Source organism: Caballeronia sp. ATUFL_F2_KS9A, assembly GCF_023630765.1.
GTDB lineage: Bacteria > Pseudomonadota > Gammaproteobacteria > Burkholderiales > Burkholderiaceae > Caballeronia > Caballeronia zhejiangensis.
Window position 1 is genome coordinate 15490 of the sequence record NZ_JALQEK010000043.1, and the last position, 21214, is coordinate 36703.

Genomic DNA, 21214 nt, shown 5'->3' on the forward strand with positions numbered 1-21214 from the left:
TGTATCGATACACTAAATCGATACAGTCGCGCCACGCCTATCGTGTCGCGCTGCCTATTTCCGCCCGCGCCCAGAGCGGCATCCAGGAGACAACACCATGCAATCCGGTTCAGGCATTTCCCGCCGACGGTTCCTTCAGACGGCCTCGGCGGCAACGCTCGCGGCGGCGGGCGCGGGCTTTCCCGCGATCGTGCGCGCGCAGCCCGCGGCCACGTTGCGGCTGTCGTCATCGATGCCGCCGAACGAAAACGCCGCCCACTACGTCTGGTATCAGAACCTCGCCGCGAACCTGAAGGCGAGCGTCGGCGATCAGATTCGCATCGACTATTTCCCGAACAACCAGCTCGGCAAGGAAAGCGACGTCGTCCAGCAGGTGAAAGTCGGCGCGGTCGACATGATGGTGACGGGCTCGTCGATCTGGGCAACCGCGCTGCCCGAGCTCGGCATGCTCGATCTCGGCTATGTGTTCGACAACTTCGATCACGTCGGCCGCGCGATGGACGGCACCGTCGGCAAATCGTTCGATACGCTGCTGCAACAGCGCGCGGGTTGCTCGGTGCTCACGTGGGGCTATTCCTTCGGCGCGCGCAACGTGTTCACCAAGAAGCCCACGCAGTCGCTCGCCGATATCAAAGGCGTGAAGCTGCGCGTGCTGCCCACACCCGCCTTCATGGAAACCTTCAAGCTGATGGGCGCGGTGCCCACGCCGATTCCCATCGGCGAGCTGTATATGGCCGCGCAGACCGGTGTCGTCGATGGCTTCGAACACGATTGCGCAACGGTCCTCGCAAGCAAGTACGACGAAGTCGTGAAGTCGTGCTGGCAGACGCAGCACGTGTTCAGCCCGCTCGTCGTCGTGACGGGCCGCCGCGCGCTCGCGAAGATTCCGGAAAACCTGCGTCCCGCGTTTCAGAAAGCGGCGCAGGACGCGACCGCGAAGCAGCGCGCCGCCGCCATTCAGACCGCCGCCGCCGCCGAGCAGGAACTGAAGAAGAAAGGCATGACCTTCTACCCGATGTCGAAGGCCGATCGCGACACCGCACGCGCTGAAATGCAGTCGCAGCTGTATGCGAGTTTCGCGAAGCAGTATCCGGCGACCGCGCCGCTGTTCGCCGCCATCGCCGCCGCGCGCGCTTGAGCGCAGCCAACGACGCCAAAGAGGCCGACACCATGACCACCTTCTCCGCGACGCCCGGACCCGAGGCGCAACTCGCCGCGCCCGGCTTCGGCCATGAGACCGTGCTCGCGCGCGGCCTCGCGCGCCTCATGCACTGGATCGAATACTTCTGCGCGGCCGTGCTCGCGGCCGATGTGATCGTGGTGTTCCTTTCGGTGATCTACCGCTATTTCTTGCACGATCCGTTCGACTGGGCCGAGGAAGTCGCCGGCGCGCTGATGATCGTGCTCGTGTTCTTCGGCGCGGCCACCGTGCTCGGACGCAGCCAGCACGTCGGCGTCGACCTGTTTCGCGGCATGTTGCCGAGGCGCTGGCAACCCGCGCTCGTGCACGTCGGACATTGGGTGATCGCGGGCGTCGCGGGCAATCTGTGCGTGTCGTCGTGTCTGCTGCTCGTCGATTCCTACGGCCAGATGACGCCGAGCGGCCTGCCCGCGTGGATCGACGTCTATCCGCTCGTGATCGGCAGCGTCTTCATGACGGTCTTCGCGCTCGCCAACGCGCTGAACGGCGCGCGCAAGACCGTGCTCGGCACCCTCGCCGGCTGCGTGCTGCTCGCGGCAGCCGTGTTTGCGTGGAACGCATTCGTGCCCGCCCACGCGCTCAAGCCCGGCTTTCTGCTGATGGCCGGTTTCATCGGCGGGCTCGTGCTCGGCGTGCCGATCGGCTTCGTGCTCGCGTTCTCGGCCCTGCTCTACTTCCTCGCCGAACCGACCCTGCCGATGCTCGTCTACTCGCAGCAAGTGATGGCCGGCACCGACCACTTCGTGCTGCTCGCGATTCCGTTCTTCGTGCTGGCGGGCTTGCTGATGGAAACCAACGGCATGTCGTCGCGCCTGATCGAATTGCTGCTGCGCATCTTCGGGCGCGTGCGCGGCGGACTCGGCCTCATCACGATCATGGCGACGGCGTTCTTCTCGGGCGTATCCGGCTCCAAGCTCGCGGATATCGCGGCGGTCGGCGGCGTCGTCATGCCTGCCGTGCGCCAGAGCAAGGAAGATCCGAACGAAGCGGCGGCGCTTCTCGCGTGCAGCGCCGTGATGGCGGAGACCATTCCCCCATGCGTGAACATGATCATCATGGGCTTTGTCGCCAACATTTCGATCGCGGGGCTGTTTCTCGCGGGCGTCGTTCCGGCGGCGGTGTTGGCGGTGGCGCTCGCGATCGTCGCGGTGATCTGCGGCCGGCGCATCAATCTCGCCGATGCGCTCACGAACCCGCGCAAGTGGCTGCCGCTCGCCGGCGGCGCGCTGGTCGCGCTCGTCATGATCACGATGATCGGCAAAGGCGTGACCTCGGGCATCGCGACATCGACGGAAGTGTCGGCTTTCGCCGTCGTGTATGCGTTGATCGTCGGCTGGATCGCGTTTCGCGAGCTCACGCCGAAGTCGGTGGCGCGCGTGTTCGTGCGCTCCGCGTCGATGGCGAGCAGCATTCTGTTCATCGTGGCGGCGGCTTCGAGCGTGTCTTTCGCGCTGACCATCGAGCAGATTCCCGCGCTCGTGTCCGATTCGATGATCGCCTTCGCGCATCAATACGGCCCGACGATGTTCCTGCTGCTGTCCGTGCTCATCATGATCGTGTTCGGCGCGGTGCTGGAAGGCGCGCCCGCGCTCATCATCTTCGGGCCGCTGCTCACGCCGATCGCGACGCAGCTCGGCATCAACCCGCTGCACTTCGGCACGGTGATCGTCGTCGCAATGGGCCTCGGTCTCTTCTCGCCGCCGGTCGGGCTCGGGCTCTTCGCGACCTGCGCCATCACCGGCACGGAAATGAAAGCCGTCGCGCGTCCTATGCTCAAATATCTGCTGGTGCTGTTCATCGCACTGGTTGCGCTGATTCTGGTGCCGTCGTTTTCGTTGTGGTTGCCGACCCGGCTCGGCCTGTAGCCGGCAGATGTCAAACCTTATGAGCACCATTCAGGATGTCGCCCGCGAGGCCGGTGTGTCCGTAAGCACGGTATCCAACGTGCTGAACGGCCGCACCGACCAGATGCGCCAGGAAACGCTCGCACGCGTGCAGGCCGCGATGAACGCGCTGCAATACCGTCCGAGCACGCTTGCGCGTCAGTTGAAGACAGGGCAGACGCCGATCATCGGACTGCTGGTGCCATCGATCGCCAATCCGATGTACGGCTATATCGCGCGCGAAGTGGAAACGTATGCGCAGGAGCGCTACGGCTATCGCGTGATGATCGGCAACACGTATCGCGATCCGGCGAAGGAAGCGTCGTTCTTCGAGGACTTGCTCTCGCAAGGCGTGCGGCGCGTGATCGTCATCTCGTCGCTCGCGAACGAGCGGCATCTGGAAACCGCCGTCGAGCGCGGCATGGTCGTCGTGAGCTACGACCGGCGCGCGACCGAAGGCGAAGCGACGCGCGTCGAGCACGTCACGCCCGACAACTTCGAAGCGGCGCGCATCGCGACGCGGCATCTCATCGAACATGGCCATACGCGGCTCGCCTTCGCCACGCTGACCGGCGTGACGATGAGCCGGCGCGACAAGATCAACGGCTTTCTTTCCGCCGCAAACGATGCAGGTCTCGCGCAGACGGCGCGCGTGCTCGATAGCGGCCCGGTGAACGAATACGGCGATTCGATGATCGCCGAAAACGGCCGCGCGCTCGCGCGTCTGCTCGCGCAGGACGATGCGCGCCCGACCGGCATCGTCGCCGTCAACGATCTGATGGCGCTCGGCCTGATGGCGGGTTTGCGCGAGTGCGGCTTGCGCGTGCCGGAAGACGTGTCGATCGTCGGCATGGACGGACATTTTCTGGCGGCGATCTCGAATCCCGCGCTCACGACCGTGCAGCTTCCCGTGCCCGCCATGGCCGCCGCGATGGTCGAGCGCGCGATGCGTCCACACGACGAACCCATGCCGGCATCGGAGCAGGCGCTGTTCACGGATATCACGCTGGTGGAGCGCGAGTCGGTCGCCGCGCCCGCGAAACGAATCAGGACGAGGACATGAACAAGGTATTCGTGAGTCATCCCCGGCACATGCTGGATCATTACTTCGGCGCACGCGCTTCGGCTGCGCTCGCGGCGTTCGCGGACGTCGCGTACAACACTGAAGATCGCGAGCTGACGACCGCCGAACTCGCCGATGCCGCGCACGATGCCGATGTCATCATCGCGTACCGGCAAACGCCCGCGCCGCGCGCCTTGTTCGAGGCGCTGCCGAAGCTCGCCGCGTTCGTGCGCTGCGCGGTGGATATTCGCACCGTCGATGTCGATGCCGCCAGCGAGCTCGGCGTGCTCGTCACGCAGGCGAGCGCGGGCTTCGTGCCGTCCGTGTCGGAGTGGGTGATCGGCGCCATGCTCGATCTCGCGCGCGGCACGACCGCGTATGCGGAGGCTTATCATCGCCACGAAGCGCCCGCGCCGATGATGGGCCGCGAGTTGCGCGGCAGCACGTTCGGTGTGATCGGCTATGGACAGATTTCGCGCTATCTTTGCGATCTGGCGCTGGCATTCGGCATGCGCGTCGTCGTGTCCGATCCTTACGCGACGATCGACGATACGCCGCTTCATCAAACCGGCTTCGATGACTTGCTCGCGCAGTCGGACTTCGTCGTGTGCCTCGCGCCGGCCAATGCGCAGACGGCGAATCTGATGAACGCGCGCGCCTTCGCCGCGATGAAGCGCGGCGCGTACTTCATCAACGCCGCGCGCGGTGAACTCGTCGATGATGACGCGCTGCTCGATGCGCTCGAGCGCGGCCATCTCGCGGGATGCGCGCTCGATGTCGGACGCGCGGCCGATCAGATGCCCGCGCCGGCGCTCGCGGCGCATCCACGCGTGATCGCGGCGCCGCATGTCGGCGGGCTGACGCCGGGCGCGATCGAGCATCAATCGATGGAAACGGTCGCACAAACGCAAGCGCTGTTCGAAGGCCGCGTGCCCGCGGGCGCGGTGAACGCGGCGCAAGCGTTCCGTCTCGCCGGTTTCGATATGCAGGAGCACGCGCGATGAAACTCGAAGGCGCTTGCGACTGCCACATTCACGTCTACGAAGCAGGCTATCCGCTCGCCCAGACCGCGACGTTCGCGCCGCCGCCCGCGCCCGCATCGGCGTATCGGGACGTGCAGCGCACGCTGGGCTTTTCGCGCGCGATCGTCGTGCAGCCGACCGGGTATGGCTTCGACAATCGCTGCACGCTCGCGGCCATCGCGCAACTGGGCGACGGCGCGCGCGGCATCGCGGTGGTCCCGCCGGATATCGGCGATGACGAACTGCAGCGTCTGCACGATGCGGGCATTCGCGGCGTGCGCTTCATGATGCTGCCGGGCGGCGTGCTGCCGTGGGACGCACTCGCGGACATCTCGGCGCGCATTGCACCGCTCGGCTGGAACATCAACCTTCAGCTCGACGGCCACACGCTGCCGCAGCACGAAGCGATGCTCGCGCGTTTGCCGTCGAATCTCGTCATCGATCATCTCGGCAAGTTCCTTGCGCCGGTCACATCGCAAAGCGATGGATTCGCGTCGCTGTGCCGCCTGCTCGACGGGCCGCGTTGCTGGATCAAGCTGTCCGCGCCGTATGAAAGCTCGCGCACCGGCGCGCCCGATTTCGACGACGTGTCCTGGCTCGTGCGCGCGATATCGGCGCGTTTTCCCGAGCGCGGCGTGTGGGCGTCGAACTGGCCGCATCCGAACGTCAAGCCCGTTCCGGACGACGCGCGCATGCTCGACTGGACGATGCGGCTCGTGGAAAGCGACGCGGTTCGCCGCAAGATACTCGTCGATAATCCCGCTGAGTTGTATCGGTTCTAGCGACCGCTATGCGACCCCGCTGACGTAACTGATCTCGCGTTTCTGGGACGTCAGCACGCGAATGGGCGTGCCCGCGATCCATGCGCGAATGTTTTCGACAGACTCGCCGTAGTAGATGCGATAAGAGTCATCGGTGACATAACCGATGTGCGATGTCGCGATCACGTTATCCATCAATCGGAACGGATGATCGGCGGGCAACGGCTCCTGATCGAAAACATCGAGCGCGGCGGCCGCGATTCGTTTCGCGGTCAACGCATCGATCAGCGCGCGTTCGTTGACGATCGGTCCGCGTGCCGTGTTCACGAGCAGCGCGTGCGATTGCATCGTCGCGAGCTCCTTCTCGCTGATGAGATCGCGCGTGCGCTCCGATAGCCGCACATGAATCGAAACGATATCGCTCGATGCGAGCAATTCTTCCTTCGACACGTAGCGCGCGCCGAATTTCGCGGCGGACTCCTGCGTCATGTTCTGACTCCATGCGATGGCGTGCATCCCGAAAGCCTGCGCGACTCGCGCGGTCGCGCCGCCGGTATAGCCGAGTCCTATCAGTCCGATGGTCTTGCCGTGCAGATCGCCGCCCACCGACACCTGCCAGCCTCCCCTTCTGAACGATGCCACTTCGCTCGGGATGTGCCGCGTCGCGGCGAGAATGAGCGCCCATGCAAGCTCGGCGGCGGCCGTCGGCGACGATGCGGTGCCGCATACGGCAATGCCGAGTTCATCGGCGGCTTCGATATCGATGGCTGCATTCCACGGCCCCGTGCTTGCCAGCAATTTCAGATTCGGCAATCGCGAAAGCACGCTGCGCGTGAACCATGTGCGCTCGCGCATCACGCAAAGAATGTCGTAGGGTCGAAGACGTTCGACCAGTTCGTTCTCGTCGCGGATAGGGTCCGTGAAAACGGTAATGTCCGCGTGTTCGCGCAAGCTGTTCCACTCGCCGAAGCGAAGCGCGGTGTTCTGGAAGTCATCGAGAATGGCGATGTTATGCATAGGGTTCACTCTGTTCCTGCCGTCAGCGCGGCGCGCGCCTGCGTTTCGGTATGACGTTTGAAGCCGAGCAGCATCACGAGAATGCCCGCGACGAGTATCGCCGTCATCACGTAGAGGCCGCTGACGAGCGTTCCCGTCGCGGTCTTCAGCCATCCGATGACGAAGGGACTGCAAAAGCCGCTCAACAAGCCGATGCAATTGACGAACGCGATGCTCGTCGCCGCCGCCGGCGATCCGTTCAGATAATCCGCTGCGAGCGACCAGATCAGCACGTTGGTCGCGAAGATGCCGACGCAGGCCACCGTCAGCAACGCAACGGTCAACGCGGGCGAGTTGGTCGGATGCGAAACCATCAACAACGCGGCAGCGCCGATGAAACCCGAGATCGCCGCATGCCAACGGCGTTCGAGCATGCGATCCGAGCTTCGGCTTATCGTGACCATCCCGATCGCGCCCATTCCGTACGGTATGACGGAAAGCCATCCGAGCAGCGAAAGATTCGTAATGCCCGAGTCTTTCATGACGGTCGGAAGCCAGAACGTCACTGAATACGTGCCGCAAACGAAGGCAAAATCGATGAACGCGAGCATATAGACTTTCGGATCCGCGAGCGCCTCGGCGAGCTTCGCGTGACCGTGTTGCCCTGCCCTTCGCTTTCGTTCCATCTCGACATCGAAACCTTGGCGAAGCACGCCCTTCTCCGCTTCGGTGAGCCATTTCGCTTTGTCGATGTTGTCGTCCAGCAGCATCAGCGTGACGAGACCGAGCACGACCGCCGGCAACGCCTCGACGATATAAAGCCATTGCCATCCGGCGAGATGCGCGACGTTCGCGAGACTCGTCATCGCCCAACCGGAGACCGGACCGCCGACAAGACCCGCGACCGGAAATCCGACCATGAAGCACGCGATGATGACACCGCGCCGTCTCTCCGGAAACCACGAGCTCAGATAGAAGATGACGCCGGGAAAGAAGCCCGCTTCGAACACGCCGAGCAGCAGACGCACGATATAAAACTGCGTGACGTTCGTGACGAACGCGGAGCATGCCCCGACGATGCCCCAGCAGATCATGATGCGCGCGATGGTCTTCTTCGCGCCCATGCGCCGGAGCAGCATCGCGCTCGGCACTTCGAGCAGACAGTACGAGAGAAAGAAGATGCCTGCGCCGAGGCCGTACACGCTGTCGCTGAAACCGAGCGCGTCCTGCATCTGCAACTTCGCAAAGCCGACATTGATGCGATCCAGAAACGCGACGACGTAGCACACGAAAAGCAAGGGCACGATGCGCAGCGTGACGCGCCAGTAGAGCGCCCGCTCATGCGCGAGTGCGGTGGAAGGAACTTGCGAAGAATCGGCTGACGCCGGATCGGATTCCACAACGGACGGGTTCACTCGCGCTCTCCATGATTGACGGCGTGGGCCACGATTCGAGCAATGGAGCCAGTCTAAGAAACATCGATAGACGCGGATAGTGAAAAGATCAGATCAGGTGAGACGCGCGGGTTATATCGGTGATAACCAGTAAGCAGCGGCGATAGTTGCATGCGTAACCGGTTGCGTGGCCGCGCTATCTCTGAGACGATTTGTGCATTCGTGCACATCGATCAGGAGACCGACTTGAAGAGCAGTCCACGGAACGACACGCAGTTCAACTTCGTCCTGATTCACGGCGCATGGCATGGCGGCTGGGTCTGGCGCTTCGTCGCGGATGAACTGATCGCGCGTGGTCATCGCGTCGTCGCGCCGACCATGACCGGACTCGGCGAGCGCCATCATCTGATTGAGTCGGTCACGTCGCTCGATGTGAACATCGAGGATATCGTCAACGTCATCGAGGCGGAGGAATTGAACGGCGTCGTGCTGGTCGGCCATAGTTATGGCGGACTCGTCGCGTCGGGCGTCGCCGATCGCATCGCGCACACGCTGCGCACCATCGTCTTCCTCGACAGCCTGCTCGCGCAAAGCGGCCAATCCGCGTTCGATGTGCTGCCCGCAAGCGTCGTCGATGAGCGCATGGCATCGGTCGGCGCAAGCGGCCAGGCAATCGCGATGCCCGTCAACGGACTGAAAGGCACCGGCATTCCGGACGATCATCCGCTTGCCGAGTGGGTTCAACGGCGGCTAACGCCCCATCCGCTCGCGACCTACACCACGCCGCTTCAACTCCAATCGCCGCTCGGCAATGGCCTGCCCTGCACTTACGTGCACTGCGCGAATCCTTCATACGACACGCTCGCGCCGGTGCGCGAGCATGTCAAATCGCAATGCCCGGATTGGGGCTGGGAGCGCATCGACACCGGCCATGACGCGATGGTGCTCGCGCCCGGCCTGCTCGCCGATCTGCTGGAACGGCTCGCGGCGGCATCCTGAGCCGCTGACTGAAGTTACGCGGCGACGGCCTCGCGAGCGACGAAGGTCGCGGGTAGTCCCGCGCGGGCGATCGCGCCCGTGAACGGCTCGCCCGGCAACCATGCGGCGATCGTCTCGCGTATCGCCAGCAGCTTGTTTATGTCGATGCCCGTGCGCAAGCCCTGCGCTTCGAGCATGAACACCGTGTCCTCGGTATTGATGTTGCCCGTCGCGTTGGGCGCGAACGGACAGCCGCCGAGCCCGCCGAGCGATGCATCGAAAGCACGCACGCCTGCATCGAGCGCAGCCATGACATTGGCGAGGCCCAGCCCGCGCGTATCGTGGAAGTGACAGGCGACGGGCACCGCTCCCGCAAGCGACATGACCTGCCGCATCAGCGCGCGCACTTGCGCGGGATTCGCATAGCCGACCGTATCGGCGATGGTGATCTCCTGCGCGCCCGCATCGATGAGCGTCTCGACGAGTCCGAGCACCGTGCGTTCATCGACCTTGCCCGCGATCGTGCAGCCGAACGCGGTCGCCACGCCCGCGCCGAGCACGACATCGCGATTCAGTTCGTCACGCGCCGCCGCGATGCGCTCGAAGTCCGCGACCGATTCCGCGGTGCTGCGCCGCACGTTCTTCAGGTTGTGCTCGTTGCTCGCGGAGAGCACGTAATGCACCTTGTTCAGCCCCACATCGAATGCACGTTGCGCGCCTTTCAGATTCGGCACCAGTGCCGCTGCATGAAGACCGTCGATGGCAAGCGCGCCTGCCGCGACCTCGACCGCATCCGCGAATTGCGGCACGACTTTCGGCGGCACGAACGACGTCACTTCGATATCGACCACGCCCGCATCGACCATGCGCGCGCACCATTCGAGCTTTTGCCCGCTCGTGAGGATCGTTCGCACCATCTGCAAACCATCGCGCAAGCCCACTTCGCGAATCTGCACGTCTCTTTCTTTCATGTCTGCTCCGGTTTCAGATGGTCGCGTCCGCGACGGCATCGCTGCCTTCATCCGTATGTCCTGCGCCGCTTGCGACCGCCGATGTCGACGGCGCAAGCACCACGGCTGCAATTGCGCCGAGCACCATCAGAAGCGCGATCGCGCCGAGTCCGCCCGCCATGCTGTTCGTCATCGTCTTGATCGAGCCGATGATCATCGGGCTCACGAAGCCGCCGAGCAGGCCGACGCAGTTGATCACCGCGACGCCGCCCGCCGCGCCGCTGCCGCGAATGTAATCGGTCGAGATCGCCCAGATCAGCGGATTCGGCGCGAGGATGCCGGCGGTGGCCACCGACAACGCCGCGAGCGACAGCGCAAGGTTGCCCGTCGTGAACGCCGCGACGACGAGACCGGCCGCGCCGAACACCATCGCGATCGCGCAGTGCCAGCGCCGCTCCATCGTGCGATCCGAATGACGGTTCAGCGCGATGAGCGCGATCCAGCTCACGAAGTACGGGATCGCCGAATAGCAGCCGATCTGCAACGCGCCCGACACGCCCGCGCTCTTGATGAGCGTCGGCAGCCAGAAGCCGATCGCGAATACGCCGGCGATCTGCGTGAACCACACGAAGCCCATCACGTAGACGCGAAAGTCCTTCAGCGCGCGGCCGAACGTATGCTCCGCGTGCTTCTTCGAGACGCTCGAACTCTTGCGGATGTCGTCGAGCACGATCGCCTTTTCGTTCTCGGTGAGCCACTTCGCCTGTTGCGGGCCGTCATCGAGAAAGAAGAACGCGATCACGCCGAGCACGCTCGCGGGCAAGCCTTGCACGATGAACATCCACTGCCAGCCGTGCAGGCCGCCATAGCCGTCGAAGTAAGTCATCAGCGCGCCCGACAGCGGCCCGCCGAACAGGCCCGCGATGCCCGTCGCGCAAGTGAAGATGGCGATGACCTTCGCGCGCCGCTCGACCGGATACCAGCGCGTGAGATAGAAGATCACGCCGGGATAAAGCCCCGCTTCCGCGAGCCCGAGAAAGAAGCGCACGGTATAGAGATGCGATGGCAGCGTGACGAACGCCGTGCCCGCCGCGATCAAGCCCCACAGAATCATGATGCGCGAGAACGTGCGCTTCACGCCGATACGCGCGAGCAGCAGATTGCTCGGCACTTCCATCAGCACGTAGCCGAGAAAGAAGATGCCCGCGCCGATGCTGTAAGTGAGATCGCTGAAGCCCACGTCGTGCTTCATGTCGAGTTGCGCGATGCCGATGTTGATGCGATCGAGAAACGCAAACACATAGCACAGGAACAAAAAGGGGATGAGCCTGCGCGTGATCTTGCCGTAGGTCGCTTCGGCCTTGGGCCTGTCGAAGCTGCCGATGTCGGGTGTCATGTCTGTCTCCTCCGGTGAGTCCGGGTTTTGATCTAGCGGCCTTTGAATCGCGGCGCGCGCTTCTCGTTGTAAGCGCTGATGCCTTCGAGACGATCCTCGGTCGGAATCAGCCGGTTATACGCTTCGATTTCCAGATAGAGCCCGGTGCGCAGATCGCCCTGCATGCCGAGGTCGATCGCCTTCTTCGCCTGCGCGACCGAAAGCGGCGCGCTCGTGCAGATGTCGCGCGCGGCGTCGATGGCGTCGGCGAGCACGCGCCCCGGCTCGCACAGCCGGTTGACGACGCCCCACGCGAGCGCTTCCTGCGCCGTGAACTTGCCGCCGCGCAGAATCAGCTCTTTCGCGCGCCGCACGCCGATCGCGCGCGGCAGTTGCTGCGTGCCGCCGCCGCCCGGCATGATGCCGCGTTTCACTTCGGTGAAGCCGAACGTCGCGTGGCTGACGGCATAAGCGAAGTCGCACGCGAGCAGCAGTTCGAGTCCGCCCGCGACCGCCGCGCCGTTGGCCGCGCAGATGACCGGCACCGGGCAATACGTGAGCGCGCGGTTCATGCGCTCGAACAGATAGTGCTGCACGCCGAACTGCTCGTCGGTCATGCCTTCGCGCTGCTTGAGGTCCGCGCCGCCGCAGAACGCGCGTTCGCCCGCGCCCGTCAGGATCACGCAGCGATACAGCGCGGGGTTCGCTTCGAGCGCACCGAATACGCGGATGATCTCGTCGCCCATCGTCGTGCTGATCGCGTTCGAGACTTCCGGACGGTTCAGCTTGACGATGAGAATCTGTTCGTCGATTTCTTCGAGCGTCAGCGTGTCGGGCGCGCCGACCAGTTGCGATGCAAGTTTCACGATGTCTCCAGTGTTTTCTTCGCCAGCAGATGATTGTGTTCGCCGAGTTTCGGCGTGACGCCGGTGCGCGCAGGCCGCACGCCGCCGAATGAAATCGGCACGCCGACGACCGTCGCCGCGCCGTCGTCGGTGATGCGCAGCAGATCGAGCGCCTTGGTCTGCTCGTGTTCGACGACCTGATCGATGGTCTGAATCGGTCCGCACGGAATGCCCGCCGTATCGAGCGCTTCCAGCCAGTGCGCGGTGCCCCGCTTGCGGAACTCGATATGCAGCAAGTCGATCAGCGCGACGCGATTGGTCACGCGCGCGCCGTTGGTGACGAAGCGCGCGTCGTCGGCGAGCGCGGCGATATCGAGCACGTCGCACAAGCGGCGGAACAGGCGGTCGTTGCCCGCGGCGACCATGATGGTGCCGTCCGCGCATTCGAAGGCCTGATGCGGCACGATCGCGGCCGTCCCCGATCCCCAGCGTCCCGGCAACACGCCCGACGCGAGATAGTCGGCGATCTGGATGCCCGCCCAACTGATCGCCGTCTCGTACAGCGACACGGACACGATCTCGCCCGCGCCCGTCGTCTGGCGCCGGAAGAGCGCGGCGAGCACGCCGATCGCGGCCCAGAGTCCGGTGCCCATGTCGTTCACCGAAACCGGAATGCGCGACAGCGGCTCGCCCGGCTGACCGAGAAAGCTCATCAGGCCCGAAAGCGCCTGCACGAGCGGATCGTAGCCGGGCTTGTCGCGCAGCGGCCCGGCCGTGCCGAACGCGCCGAGATTGCAATAGACGAGCGACGGCTTCATGCGCAGCATCGCCTCGCCGCCGAGACCGTATTTCTCCGTGCCGCCCGCCTTCAGGTTTTGCAGCACGACGTCGGCGCGTTGCGAGATCAGCTCGCGCAACGCCTGTGCTTCGTCCGGATTCGACAGCGACATCGCGATGCTTTTTTTGCCGTGATTCACCGCATGAAACAACGCGGCCGCGCCATCGACGAAAGGCGGGCCCCAATCGCGCGCGTAGTCGCCGTGTTCCGCGCTTTCGATCTTGATGACGTCCGCGCCGAGCGACCCGAGGATCATGCCCGCATACGGCGCGGCGAGACTGTGGCCGATCTCGATCACGCACACGCCCGCGAGCGGCAAAGGCTGGTTCATGGCTTCGCTCGCGCTCATTCGGCGGTGACTTCGAGCGGTGCGTCGATGGTTTCGCGCGTACGGCCGTAGACTTGCGCGGCGGCATCGGCGCTGATGTAGCCATCGGCGACATCGGCATCGACGCGCTTCTCATCGCGTTCGCGCGGATCGCCATAGCCGCCGCTGCCCGCGGGCTGCACGGTCACGCGATCGCCGCGATACACGACCGTCTGTCCGCCCTTCGCCGCGACCTCCTGCGTGCTGCCGTCCGCGCGTTCGACGACGCACAGAAAGCGCGTGCCGGCCTGCCCGCCGAAGTGACCTTCGGGCGCGGAACGTCCGCGTTCGCCGGACACGGTGAAGGTGGCTTCGTCGTATTCCACGCGATACACGCGCCGCGATGTCAGCCCGCCGCGCTGGCGGCCCGCGCCGCCGCTGTCGGTGACGAGCGACCATTCCTCGACCATCAGCGGCGAAGTCGCTTCGATCATTTCGATCGACTGACTGCCCGCGTTGCCCACGTAGACGCGCACGCCGCTCACGCCGTCCTTCTGCGCGCGCGCGCCCATGCCGCCCGCGTGGACGTCGTGCATGGTGACGAACTCCTGACCGGTTCGGGCGATGCGCGCGGCATCGGTATCGCGTCCGCTGAAAATGCCCGCGCACGACGCGCAGTTGCTTTGTCCGGTGATGCGCTCCGGCACCGCGGGCGCAAGCGCCTTGAGCAGCAGATCGATCACGCGCGGCGAGGTCTCCGTGTTGCCCGACACCACCGACGCCGGATAGCGGCAGTTCAGCACGCTGCCCTCGGGCGCGATGATCGTCACCGGCCGATAGCAGCCCTGGTTGGTCGGAATGCCCGGATCGGTCAGCGCTTTCACGGTGAACCAGGTGCTGTTGCACGTCACCGAAAGCGGACAGTTGATGCCGCCGCGCGCCTGCGGCCCGGTGCCGGTGTAATCGAACGTGATGTGATCGCCCGTCTTCGTGATCTTCACCTTGAGCAGCGGCCGCTCCTGTTTCCAGCCCGGCGCCTCGATCGGATCGAGATACTCCTGCGCTTCGTACACGCCGTCCGGAATGCGTGCGATCTCCGCGCGAATGAGCTTCTCCGAGTGATCGAGACTCTGGCTCATCACGTCGCGCAATGCATCGGCGCCATACTTCGCCACCAGTTCGCCGATGCGCCGGTCGCCGACGAACGTGCCCGCGTATTGCGCCTGAATGTCGAGCAGCAGTTCGTGCGCGTTGCGGCTGTTTCGCGTGAGCAGGTTGAGCATGTCCTGCACCGGCTCGTCGTTACGATACAGAAACACCGGCGGAATGCGGATGCCTTCGGCGAACACGTCCCACGTCGTGACGGTATAGCTGCCCGGCGACTGTCCGCCGATGTCGGTCCAGTGGCCGCGCGTCATCACGAAGGCGACGATCCTGCCGCCCGCGAAAACGGGCCGCGTGAACTGCACGTCCGGCTGATGATTGCCGCCGCCCACATAGGCGTCGTTGCTGACGATGACGTCGCCGGGACGCAGGTTCTCGCGCCCGACCGCTTCCACCGACACGCGCGTCGAGATGACGGCCGAGCCGAGCATCGTCGGGATGTCGTTGCCTTGCGCGACGAGCTGCATGTCGGCGTCGAAAATGGCCGCCGACGAATCGCCGCTCGCGTGCATGAGCGGGCTGCCGGCGGTGCGCATCATCGCGATCTTCATCTCACGGGCGATCGCGAAGAGACTGCTGCGGATGATTTCGTAAGTAACGATGTCCATGAATTCAGGCTGCCAGTTCGATGACGAGATTGAGATCGGGATCGACGCGCGCGACATGCGACGCCTTCAGCACCGCGCAACTGCTGTGTTCTTCGATGACCGCCGGCCCTTCGATCGTCGCGCCGACCGGAATCTGCGTGCGCGCGAACACCGGCAGCGTGCGCGCGTGGCCATCGAAATACACTTCGCGGGTGCGAACCGGCTGCGGCAGCGCGCCACCATCGGCGCTCGCGACCGAGCCGCGCCAGCCGGTCGTCGTCACGAGTTGCAGACGCACGTTGGCGACCACGACCGGCTTGTCCTTGCTGATGAAGTTCCATTGCCGCAGATGCGCGTCCTCGAAGGCTTGCGCGAGCGCCGCGCGGATGCCCACTGCGTCCGCCTGCACTTCGACCGTGATGACATCGGGCTGGCCGGCGTAGCGGCAATCGGCGAGACGCACGACCTTCACGCCCTGCGCTTCGACGCCGTGACGCTGAAGCTCTTCCATGCCAAGCGCTGCCAGTTCATCGAGCGCGGCGTTCAGAGTCGCGTCGTCGATCATCGCGAGATCGCTTTCCAGCGGACGCTGATAGTCGTATTGCTGATCCGCGACCGTCATGCCGAACGCGCTGAAAAGACCCGGCAGCGGCGGAATCACCACGCGCCGGATACCCATTTCGTGGGCGAGATCGACCGCGTGCACCGGCCCCGCGCCGCCGTAGCAGATGTACGAGAACTCGCGCGGGTCGTAGCCGCGCTCGACTGTCATGATGCGGATGGCCTGCGCCATCAACGCGTTCGCGACCGAGCGCACGACCTGCGCGGCTTCGGGCACGGAGACGCCGAGCGGCTGCGCGATGACTTCATCGACGACGCGCCATGCCGCCTGCGCATCGAGCTTGAATTCGCCGCCGAGGAAGCTGTCGGGATCGATATAGCCGAGCACCAGATTGCAGTCCGTGACGGTCGGGCGCGTGCCACCGCGCCCGTAGCACGCCGGTCCGGGATCGGCGCCCGCGCTCTCCGGTCCGATGCGCACGCCGCCGCCCGCGTCGATCCACACGATCGAGCCGCCGCCCGCGCCGACCGAATCGATGTCGATGCTGGGCGAGCGCACGGTGTACGTGTGCAGCAGGCTCTTGTTGCGCAGTTCGGGGCGCGAGTCGCGGATCAGCGAAACATCGAAGGTCGTGCCGCCCATGTCGCCGAGAATCGCGTTCTTCAGCTCGCTCTTCTCGCAGTTGCGGATCGCCGCCGAGACGCCACCCGCCGGGCCGGATTCGAGCAGCACGATCGGCTTGTCGGCGACCATGGCCGGACTCGCGAGCCCGCCGTTCGACTGCATGAAAAGGAATTTTCCCGCGAAGCCATGCTGCGCCAGCGCGCTGATGAGCCGGCCGATGTAGCGCCCGCAGACCGGACCGAGCATCGCGTTGATGACCGTCGAGCTCGCGCGCTCGTATTCCATCGATTCGGGATTCACTTCGTGCGATGCACACACGAAGCGCTCCGGCAGCAGACGGCGCAGCGTTTCGACGGCTTCGCGTTCGTGCCGCGGATTGACGTGCGCGTGCAGAAAGCACACGGCGACGGCTTCGATATCCGACGCGCGAATCTCTTCGGCGAGCGCTTCGAGCTGCGCGTGATCGAGCGGCGTTTCGATGCTGCCGTCATGGCGCAGGCGCTCGTTCACTTCGAGCCGCCAGCGGCGCTCGACGAGCGGACGCGGATTCTCGAACAGCAGATCGTAAAGATCGGCGCGGTCGTGACGCGACACGCGCCTTAGTTCGAGGATGTCGCGAAAGCCGCGCGTGCTGACGAGCGCGGTCTTCGCGCCGGTGCCCTCGACGACCATGTTGGTCGCCATCGTCGTGCCGTGGCCGATGAACGATACGTCGGCGCTGTCGGTGCCCGAGAGTTCGAGAATCTTGCGAAAGCCTTCAATCGTGCCGATGACGCGATCCTTCGGCGTCGTCGGCACCTTGGTCGACCAGATGCGCCCTGCTTCGTCGTCCACCATCACGACATCGGTGAAGGTGCCGCCGACATCGAGTCCGATTCTTTTCAATTTGCCTCTCTCCTGTGGATGCGTGATTTCTGCTGCGCTTGCCGAGGCCGCGTGAGTTCCGGCATGATCGAGCCGCGCCGTCGAGCGCCCGGCTGTGACGAACATCGACCGAGCCAGTTTAAAGAGGCATCGGCGCGGCCAGATAATGAAACGTTCCGATCAGGTGAGACGTTGGAGTTATATCGGTGATAACCAGTATCGATGCGATATTGAGGCGGCTGCGCGGCAATCACGTCGCGCTTTTGATCGCGCTCGACGACCATGGCTCGCTGCGCAAGGCGGCGCAACAGGTGTCGCTCTCGCAGCCCGCGACGACCAAGTCGCTGCGCGAAATCGAGGCGATGTTCGGCACTGAACTGTTTGCCCGTTCGCCGCGCGGCATCGTGCCGAACGAACTCGGGCGCTGCGTGATTCGTCACGCGCGCGCGGTGCGTTCGGAGATCGGCGCGCTGCGCGACGAGCTTGCGGCCATCATGCGCGGCGGCGGAGGGATGCTTGCCATCGGCGCGGTGATGGGTTCGATGCCCGAGTGGCTCGCGCCCATCCTGCGTGCGCTGCGGCAAGTGCAGCCGGACGTGTCCGTCGAGGTCTGGGAGGACAACAGCGCGCGTTTGCTGTCGATGCTCGATCAGCGTCTGCTCGATCTCGTCATCGGGCGGCCGAGCATCAGCGTTCACCCTGAGGCTTACGATTTCATTCCGCTCGAAGTGGAGGAAGTGTGTCTCGTGGTCGATGGCGCCGATCCGCTCGCGAGCGTGCAGCGCCTGACGCTCGAAGCGCTTGCGGACAATCCGTGGATCGTGCCGCAAGCCGCCCTGCCGATGCGCTCGCTGCTCGAACAGCTTTTCGACGACGCGGAGGTTCCTTTTCCGCGATACGCGATCGAAACGTCATCGACGTTCGCGACGTTGTCGTTATTGCGCGCCAGCGCGGGGACCGTTGCGCTGATGCCACTGAAGGTCGCGCAATACTTTCAGGCGCACGGCATGATGGCGGTGCTGCCGATCCGTATCGAGCGACGTGGCGCACCGTACGGGATCGCAACGCGTCGCGGCGCTACGCCGACGGCGCCGGTGCAGAGGTTCATCGAGTTATGCAAAGAGAAGCGCGACGAGCAGCTTCGACGCAATGAGCTTTAACGAGGAACGTCGGTTCAATGCGACGACACATAAGGCGACGGCCCCGCCTCCGGCACCGCGAAATGCTGCTTCATTCGTCGTAATTCTTCCGAAGGCGTGCCGCCGAAAAGCCGCTTGAATTCGCGGCTGAACTGCGATGCGCTCTCATAGCCGACTCGCGCGCTCGCCGCCGCAGCCGTCATGCCTTGCCGCGCCATCAATAGCCTCGCCTGATGCAGTCGCGTCGACTTGATGTACTGCAGCGGAGAAGTATTGGTGGCCGCCTTGAAGTGCATATGAAAGGACGGCACGCTCATGGCCGCTTCCCTTGCGAGCGTTTCGATCGTCAGCGCCTCGGCATAGCTCGAATGGATCTTGCGCAGCACCTTGGAAATGCGCCCGAAATGTCCATCGAGGTCAAGCGCGGCGCGCATCGAAGCGCCCTGCTCGCCGATAAACACGCGAAAGTAAATCTCGCGCACCAGCGTCGGCCCCAATAGCGCGGCTTCGAGCGGATCGCGCATTGCGTCGAGAAAGCGCAGCATGGTTTCGCCGAGCGCCAGATCGAGCCGCGTCGTGGCCATGCCGCCCGGCTCGCCGGGCACCACGCCATTGCGCTCGTCGATCTGAAGCAATACATCGGCGGCGAGCGTCGCATCGAGACGCACGTACACCGCGAGCAACGGTTCGTCGGCGGTGGCGTCGGTTTCCATCGAGAACGGCAGCGGCAACGCGACAGCCAGATAGTGCTGCGCATCGTAGACATACACCTTGCTGCCGAGATAGCCGCGCTTGCGGCCTTGCGCGATGACGACGATACCCGGCTCGTACAGCACCGGCGTACGCGTGAGCGGACGGTTCGATCGCAACAGGCGAATGTCCGGCATCGGCGTCGCGTTATAGCCTTCGTTCGGCGCGAGTTCCAGCAGCCGGCTCACCATCGAAGCGTGCACGCGAGCGAGTGCGGCGGCTTCGGTTTCCATCGTCGGCAATTTGGGCGGGCGGTGCGTTTTCATGCGTCGAGTTCGATAAAGGCGTGTTCATAGAATCGGGCAAGCTTTGCAGACGATCACGCGTTCTCGTCGCGTTGCCATATGCCTAACATTCGATCATGCAAGTCAACTCACCTCGGAGAACAAGCATGATCGATGTACTCAATCCCGCCGACGGCACGCTCGTCGGGCAAGTCGAACATCATTCGGAAGCGCAGGTGCGCGCCGCCATCGACCGCACATGCGCGGCCTTTCCGGCGTGGTCGCGCACATTGGCACGCGAACGAAGCGCACTGCTGCGCGCATGGTTCGACCTCGTCAGCGCCGACAAGACCGCATTCGCCGAACTGATGTGCCGCGAGAACGGCAAGTGCATGTCGGAAGCCTTCGGCGAAATCGACTATGGCCTGGGCTTCGTCGAATGGTACGCGGAGGAAGCGAAACGCGTGTACGGCGATACCATCCCCACGCACGCGAAAGACGCAGCGGTGATCGTCACGAAAGAGCCTGTCGGGCCGGTTGCGTCGATCACGCCGTGGAACTTCCCGTTCATGATGATTACGCGCAAGGTCGCGACCGCGCTCGCGGCGGGTTGCACGATCCTCTTGAAGCCTGCCGAGGAAACGCCGCTGACCGCGTACAAGCTGCTCGAATACGCGCGCCGCGCCGGCATTCCGGAAGGCGTGTTCGAAATGGTGACGGGCGACCCCGTTCAGATCGGCGAACTCATCACCGACGATCCGCGCATTCGCAAGATCTCGTTCACGGGTTCGACCGCGGTCGGCAAGCTGCTCGCCGCGCAGTGCGCCGGCACGCTGAAGACAATGACGATGGAACTCGGCGGCAACGCGCCCTTCATCGTTTTCGACGATGCCGATCTCGACGAAGCCGCGAAAGCGCTCGTGTCCGCGAAGCTGCGCAACAGCGGACAGGTCTGCATTTCGCCGAACCGCGTGTATGTGCAGGCGAGCATCCACGATGCGTTCGTTCAGCGCGTCAAGGCGCTCGTCGAAGCGATCCCGGTCGATCAAGGGCTGCAGGACCGGTTTGTCGTCGGTCCGCTGATCAATCGTGCGGCCATCGACAAGGTCGGCAAGCTCGTCGACGATTCGCGCGAACGCGGCGCCAAGGCCGTGCTCGGCGGACATGCGCACGCGAAAGGCGGACTCTTCTATGCGCCCACGATTCTCGTCGATGTCGCGGACGATATGCCGATCGCATCGACCGAAATCTTCGGTCCCGTCTTTCCGATCTATCGCTTCTCGACCGAAGCAGAAGTCATCGCACGCAGCAACGACAGCGAATATGGACTCGTCGCCTATGCGTTCACGCGCGATCTGGGCCGCTCGTTCCGGCTGTCGCGCAACATCGAGGCGGGCATGGTGATTCTGAATTCCGGCTCGGTCGGCACGGCTTCGGTGCCGTTCGGCGGCGTGAAGCAATCCGGTTACGGACGCGAAGGCAGTCATCATGGAATCGAGGAATATATGCATGTGAAATACACGCTGATGGCCGGTCTCGCCTGAACCACGCGAGGCGGGGGGGGGGGGGGGGGGGGGGGGGGGGGGTGGTGGGGGTGGGGGGGGGGGGGGTGGGGGTGGTCTGGCCGGTGTTTGCTTTCTTTGCCGATTTCTTTGTTGGGTTGTGGTAGGTGTTTTCGTCGGGGGGA

General features: G+C 64.4%; 17 protein-coding genes. 8 read left to right on the forward strand and 9 right to left on the reverse strand.

The window, feature by feature from the left end; all coding sequences use genetic code 11:
- Positions 1-97 precede the first annotated feature (97 nt).
- From NCS67_RS26740 to NCS67_RS26760, 5 genes are read left to right on the forward strand one after another with little or no spacing between them, the layout of a single operon-like run.
- Positions 98-1138, forward strand: coding sequence for a TRAP transporter substrate-binding protein (locus tag NCS67_RS26740; protein WP_250437340.1), 1041 nt, complete (start codon positions 98-100; stop codon positions 1136-1138).
- Between the two features lie 32 nt (positions 1139-1170).
- Positions 1171-3066, forward strand: a complete 1896-nt coding sequence (locus tag NCS67_RS26745) for a TRAP transporter large permease (RefSeq protein WP_250437341.1) — start codon at positions 1171-1173, stop codon at positions 3064-3066.
- A gap of 19 nt (positions 3067-3085) precedes the next feature.
- Entirely contained in the window at positions 3086-4147 is a 1062-nt protein-coding gene (locus NCS67_RS26750; RefSeq protein WP_175981541.1) for a LacI family DNA-binding transcriptional regulator, read from the forward strand.
- Complete coding sequence (locus tag NCS67_RS26755; RefSeq protein ID WP_250437342.1) at positions 4144-5151, forward strand: hydroxyacid dehydrogenase; 1008 nt, start codon at positions 4144-4146, stop codon at positions 5149-5151. The genes NCS67_RS26750 and NCS67_RS26755 overlap by 4 nt, the downstream gene beginning before the upstream one ends.
- A complete protein-coding gene (locus tag NCS67_RS26760; protein ID WP_250437344.1) occupies positions 5148-5951 on the forward strand; it encodes an amidohydrolase family protein in 804 nt (267 codons plus the stop codon). Before NCS67_RS26755 ends, NCS67_RS26760 begins: the two co-directional genes overlap by 4 nt.
- A gap of 6 nt (positions 5952-5957) precedes the next feature.
- Here NCS67_RS26760 and NCS67_RS26765 read toward each other — a convergent pair whose 3' ends face one another.
- Together NCS67_RS26765 and NCS67_RS26770 are read right to left on the reverse strand one after the other, a co-directional pair.
- On the reverse strand, positions 5958-6947 hold the full coding sequence (locus NCS67_RS26765; RefSeq protein ID WP_250437345.1) for a D-2-hydroxyacid dehydrogenase family protein: 990 nt from the start codon (positions 6945-6947) through the stop codon (positions 5958-5960).
- Positions 6948-6952: 5 nt separating this feature from the next.
- On the reverse strand, positions 6953-8341 hold the full coding sequence (locus NCS67_RS26770; protein WP_008346849.1) for an MFS transporter: 1389 nt from the start codon (positions 8339-8341) through the stop codon (positions 6953-6955).
- Positions 8342-8566: 225 nt separating this feature from the next.
- On the opposite strand from NCS67_RS26770, the gene NCS67_RS26775 reads away from it, so the two are divergent.
- On the forward strand, positions 8567-9319 hold the full coding sequence (locus tag NCS67_RS26775; protein WP_051996399.1) for an alpha/beta fold hydrolase: 753 nt from the start codon (positions 8567-8569) through the stop codon (positions 9317-9319).
- A 14-nt stretch (positions 9320-9333) separates the two neighbouring features.
- On the opposite strand, the gene NCS67_RS26780 is transcribed toward NCS67_RS26775, so the two are convergent.
- Genes NCS67_RS26780 through NCS67_RS26805 form a run of 6 tightly spaced genes read right to left on the reverse strand, consistent with a single transcriptional unit; the run spans position 9334 to position 17435 of the window.
- Positions 9334-10269, reverse strand: a complete 936-nt coding sequence (locus NCS67_RS26780) for a hydroxymethylglutaryl-CoA lyase (RefSeq protein ID WP_250437346.1) — start codon at positions 10267-10269, stop codon at positions 9334-9336.
- Positions 10270-10282: 13 nt separating this feature from the next.
- On the reverse strand, positions 10283-11644 hold the full coding sequence (locus NCS67_RS26785; RefSeq protein ID WP_250437347.1) for an MFS transporter: 1362 nt from the start codon (positions 11642-11644) through the stop codon (positions 10283-10285).
- A 32-nt stretch (positions 11645-11676) separates the two neighbouring features.
- Complete coding sequence (locus NCS67_RS26790; protein WP_175981534.1) at positions 11677-12489, reverse strand: enoyl-CoA hydratase-related protein; 813 nt, start codon at positions 12487-12489, stop codon at positions 11677-11679.
- Complete coding sequence (locus NCS67_RS26795; protein WP_008346859.1) at positions 12486-13655, reverse strand: CaiB/BaiF CoA transferase family protein; 1170 nt, start codon at positions 13653-13655, stop codon at positions 12486-12488. The genes NCS67_RS26790 and NCS67_RS26795 overlap by 4 nt, the downstream gene beginning before the upstream one ends.
- Positions 13652-15385: a hydantoinase B/oxoprolinase family protein gene (locus tag NCS67_RS26800; RefSeq protein ID WP_175981530.1), complete on the reverse strand. Its 1734-nt coding sequence runs from the start codon at positions 15383-15385 to the stop codon at positions 13652-13654. Before NCS67_RS26800 ends, NCS67_RS26795 begins: the two co-directional genes overlap by 4 nt.
- A gap of 4 nt (positions 15386-15389) precedes the next feature.
- On the reverse strand, positions 15390-17435 hold the full coding sequence (locus NCS67_RS26805) for a hydantoinase/oxoprolinase family protein (RefSeq protein WP_250437348.1): 2046 nt from the start codon (positions 17433-17435) through the stop codon (positions 15390-15392).
- A gap of 185 nt (positions 17436-17620) precedes the next feature.
- Between NCS67_RS26805 and NCS67_RS26810 the strand changes: the two genes are divergently transcribed.
- Positions 17621-18574: a LysR family transcriptional regulator gene (locus tag NCS67_RS26810; RefSeq protein ID WP_033535810.1), complete on the forward strand. Its 954-nt coding sequence runs from the start codon at positions 17621-17623 to the stop codon at positions 18572-18574.
- Between the two features lie 14 nt (positions 18575-18588).
- Here NCS67_RS26810 and NCS67_RS26815 read toward each other — a convergent pair whose 3' ends face one another.
- Positions 18589-19569, reverse strand: a complete 981-nt coding sequence (locus NCS67_RS26815; protein ID WP_239295255.1) for an AraC family transcriptional regulator — start codon at positions 19567-19569, stop codon at positions 18589-18591.
- 125 nt (positions 19570-19694) lie between these two features.
- Here NCS67_RS26815 and NCS67_RS26820 point away from each other — a divergent pair, with 125 nt between their 5' ends.
- The gene (locus NCS67_RS26820; RefSeq protein ID WP_250437349.1) at positions 19695-21071 is read left to right on the forward strand and encodes an NAD-dependent succinate-semialdehyde dehydrogenase; all 1377 of its coding nucleotides are present in this window, start codon (positions 19695-19697) and stop codon (positions 21069-21071) included.
- The last annotated feature ends 143 nt before the right edge of the window (positions 21072-21214 follow it).